Origin of the sequence: Brachyspira sp. (assembly GCF_050873525.1) — a bacterium.
Taxonomy (GTDB): Bacteria; Spirochaetota; Brachyspiria; order Brachyspirales; family Brachyspiraceae; genus Brachyspira.
Window position 1 is genome coordinate 1 of the sequence record NZ_JBNMIZ010000225.1, and the last position, 4,273, is coordinate 4,273.

4 protein-coding genes are annotated in these 4,273 nt (G+C 30.0%); 2 read left to right on the forward strand and 2 right to left on the reverse strand.

Going from position 1 to position 4,273, the window contains the following annotated elements; all coding sequences use genetic code 11:
- Positions 1-130: 130 nt before the first annotated feature.
- Both ACR0QS_RS11610 and ACR0QS_RS11615 read left to right on the forward strand, forming a co-directional pair.
- Positions 131-1,270 (forward strand): hypothetical protein, encoded by a 1,140-nt coding sequence (locus ACR0QS_RS11610; protein ID WP_432633613.1) that lies wholly within the window; start codon positions 131-133, stop codon positions 1,268-1,270.
- Between the two features lie 434 nt (positions 1,271-1,704).
- The gene (locus ACR0QS_RS11615; RefSeq protein WP_432633614.1) at positions 1,705-2,256 is read left to right on the forward strand and encodes a hypothetical protein; all 552 of its coding nucleotides are present in this window, start codon (positions 1,705-1,707) and stop codon (positions 2,254-2,256) included.
- 117 nt (positions 2,257-2,373) lie between these two features.
- Here the strand turns inward: ACR0QS_RS11615 and ACR0QS_RS11620 are convergent, their stop codons facing one another.
- Both ACR0QS_RS11620 and dapD read right to left on the reverse strand, forming a co-directional pair.
- Entirely contained in the window at positions 2,374-3,513 is a 1,140-nt protein-coding gene (locus tag ACR0QS_RS11620) for a pyridoxal phosphate-dependent aminotransferase (protein ID WP_432633615.1), read from the reverse strand.
- A gap of 67 nt (positions 3,514-3,580) precedes the next feature.
- On the reverse strand, positions 3,581-4,273 hold a 693-nt coding region (gene dapD / locus ACR0QS_RS11625), incomplete at its 5' end, for a 2,3,4,5-tetrahydropyridine-2,6-dicarboxylate N-acetyltransferase (RefSeq protein WP_432633616.1).

Here is a 4,273-nt window from a genome sequence, read left to right on the forward strand (position 1 = left end):
ATACAATACAATACAATACAATACAATACAATACAAGCCATTATTATAATTTTTGGCTGTTTTTTTGTTGCAAGAATAAAAAATTATTTCAAAAATATATTTGCCAATTTTACTTTGGATTGGGGGATTTATGAACTATAAAGATATAGATAATATAGTTTGGTTAATCCCGATAAAGAAAATTAGAAATTCTTTGAGAGAATATTTGATAAGACTTATTAAAGATAATGAATTTATAAAACTTCAAAATAATTTTATAATTAAAGAATTATATGAAAAGAAAAAACAAGGGAAAGAGGAACTCATTGAAAAAGAATTAAATATTAATAATTTGTCAGATTTTTGGCAAAAATATAATAAAATTAATGAAAGTTATAACGAAGTCTGCATTTATTTAGGAATAGGAACTGGATTTTTCTCGGAGTTTAATAATCTTATTTTAGCGATATTATATTGTCTCGTCAATAAAATAAAATTTAAATTATATTTAGTAAATGCAAAAGGTTTTCCTGCTAATAATGGCTTTGAAGAATTTTTTATGCCTTTTTGCAAGGAATTACTATATAATGCCGACACGGAATTTAATAATATTTTTAACTTTTCTAAAAATGATATTGAAGTATTGCTTCCAGCAATGAAAGAAAAATATGGAATAAATTATTTTGTATATTTTAACTCTGATATTTTTTGGGGGATTAGAGATAATAATTTTTTCAATTTTCATTTCAATATAAAAGAACTTGGAATAGATGGAGACATTCGCCATGCTTTTGGAATAATAGCTAAAAATTTATTTAGGTTTAATGAAAAAACTCAAAAAGAAATAAATGAACTCATAGAAAGTCTAAATTTGCCTAAAAAATATATAGGTTTTCATATAAGAGCGGGCGATAAAATAACTGAAGCTGAATTAATAGAACCAGAAAAATATATAAAAAATCTAAATAAATATACGGACATAAAAGATATATTTATTTCAACGGACGATTATTCCATTATCAAAAAATTACAAAATAAATACGGCGATAAATATAATATATATACTTTGACAAATAAAAAAGAATTAGGGTATAATCAAGGCAATTTTGAATTATCGAATAAAAACGATAAGTATAATCATTTAATAGAATTTTTCGCTTCTATCGATATTTTATTAAATTCGGAATTATGTTTTGGGAGTTATACTTCAAATCCTTCAATATTTTTAGGAGCGGTTTTAGGAAAATCTAAATTTATAGAAATAAATTCGCTTGATTTTAGAATTCGTTAATTAAAATTTTCATTTATGATTTTTTATTTTATTAAATATATATTTTTTATAATATTTTTCAACATGATTTAAAAATGATTTTTATATGTATTTTAAATTAACTTTCATCCCCCCAAAAAACTACGGAAATCAATATTATAACCACTATTGGAAGTTTTTTTATTTTCAAAAATATTGATAAAGCGAAAATGAATATTCCGATTGGACTTATATACTTAAAAATGTTTTGAATAAAATCTACATTTCTTAATATCGAGGTTTCCGTGAGTTTGACAAAAAAGCGTCTTTTGAAAATGTGATTACCGCCGAAGCTATCTTGCCAATAGCCAGCATAACAAAAATTTATTATTGATTTGAAAAAAATTTACTTGACTTTTGGAAAAAAATTATTATATTATATATAGGAATTAGCAATAATTTTAAGGAGAGTTTATATGCAAACTATAAAAAAATCAAAAATATTTTTAGCGCTTTTATTTTTAGCGGCTTTACTTTTTGTAAGCTGCAGTTTTGAAGACACATTGGGAACAAATGGCAGAAATACTGGAGGAAACTATACTGAAGGCGGAGAAACTGGAGGAGGAGGTTCTTCTGGAGGAAATTCAGGCGGCGGTAATACTGGTGGAGGAAGCGGCGGTTCTGAAGAAAACAACGGCGCTTCTATACCCCAAACATATCATGGAAAATATACTAAAGTTGGAAGAGACCCTTCTTATATAACGGTTGGCAACGATAATAAAGGCGATTATATAATGATAGAAGGCGGAAATAAAGAATATGTAAAAGACCTTGTATATGAGGGCGAAAATTCTTGGAAACAAGTAGAACCTTCTTACGGCTATTATTCAACTACTTGGCAATATACTCTTAAAACCGAAAACAATATAAGAAAATTTTATTTTATAATTATTAGCACATTTACCGATACAGAAAGGAATTTTGTTCGTTCATCCACTAATAGCGTGACTCAATATTGGCATAATTAAGATAGGAATAAATAATTTGCTAAAAATTTAAATTCAAAATGGAACGCGTAGAAATATGCATTCCATTTTAAATTTATATTGTTTGTTATAATTTATACTAATATTTTTTATCTATATCTAACCTATAAAACCTTTTATTCGCTTAACTGCCTCTTTAAGTAAAGGCATATCTTGAGTAAGCGCAATTCTAAAATATCCGTCTTCGGCAAAAGCTTCTCCTGGAACTACCGCGACTCCCGTTTTTTCCAATAATTCCAAAGAAAAATCCAAAGAAGATTTTTTTGAAAATTTACCGTATCCGACAAACAGATAAAAAGCTCCTCTCGGTTCTATGATTTCAAATCCCAAATCGGCTAAATCTTTAGACATAGTCAAAGCCCGCTCTCTATAAATATCTCTGAATTCGGTTATAACGGGAAATTTTTCCAAAGCGTATTCGGCGATTGCGCAGGATAACGAAACCATGCTTCCCACATTATTAAAACTCGCGTTCAAAATATATTTTCTAATTTCTGCAGGCGCTATGCTGTAGCCGATTCTCCATCCCGTCATAGAATGCGATTTTGAAAAACCGTTTAAAATTATAACTTTATCTTTTATCGAATCGTAAGACGAAAAAGAAACGAAAGGATAAAAAGAAATTGCCGAATAAATCTCGTCAACCATTACGAAAATATTTTTTTTAGCGAAATATTCCGCAAGTTCGTCAACCTCTTCTTTTTTTAGCATATAGCCCGAAGGATTTCCAGGATTGCTGAAAAGAATCGCTTTAGTTTTATTCGTTAAAACTTTTTCTATCGATTCTGGTTTTATAACAAAATTATCCTCTCTCGTATCCAAATAAACCGCTTTTCCATGAGCTATTTTTACAATCTGTTCGTAAGGAGAGAAAAAAGGAGTTGGAAGTATAACCTCGTCATCGGGATTCAATATAGTCTTTAATATTGAAGAAAGTCCTTCCATCGAACCTATATGCATCGTCACACAATTAGCGCTCGTTTTCGCTCCGTAATATTTATTATAATGTTCCGCAACCAAAGTTCTTAATTTCTCTCCGCCGCCCGCATGCGTATAAGTAAGTTTATGAGTTTTAGCATATTCGCAGCCGTATTCAATAAGTTCTTTCGGGGGCTGTAAATCTGGCTCTCCAATAGTAAGCGTTATGCTGTCTTTCATTTTTTCCGCTCTTTCCGTTAACTCTCTTATCAAAGAATAAGGAACGGATACGATATTTTTATTTAAATAGCTTTCGTTCATGATTTCTCCTTTCATTAAAAATTTAAAAATTAAAATCTATTAAAAAATTATTAAAAATTATTAAAAATTATTTTCTCAAATCGTCAACCAATTTTGTTTTATCCACAGTTTTTTCATCGACATTTTTTACGACTTTTGCGGGATTTCCGACTACGACTTGATTATCTTCCACATCTTCTATAACTACCGCTCCCGCTCCGATTACCGCGTTTTTCCCAATATGAACTCCCTCGATTATGACGGCGTTCGCTCCAATGATAACATTATCCTCGACTATTACGGGTTTAGCCGAAGGAGGCTCGATAACTCCCGCCAAAACCGCTCCCGCTCCGACATGGCAATTTTTACCGACAATCGCTCGTCCGCCCAAAACCGCTCCCATATCAATCATTGTCCCCTCGCCTACTTCCGCTCCAATATTTATAATCGCTCCCATCATAATGACGGCATTGTCTCCGATTTTTACTTTATCTCTTATAATTGCTCCAGGTTCTATTCTCGCGTTAATATTCAAATAATCCAAAGTAGGAACCCCAGAATTTCTTCTATCATTTTCCAAATAATAATATTCTATAGAATTTTTATTATTCTCCAAAATCGATTTTATCTCTTCGTAATCTCCGACTATAAAATGACAATCTCCAAAAGAAAAAATTTTAGCGTTCGTTTTTATATTTTCCAAGCTGCCTTTTATATAAATTTTAACGGGCGTTTGTTTTTTAGAATTTTTTATAAATGCTATTATATCTTCCGATTTTTC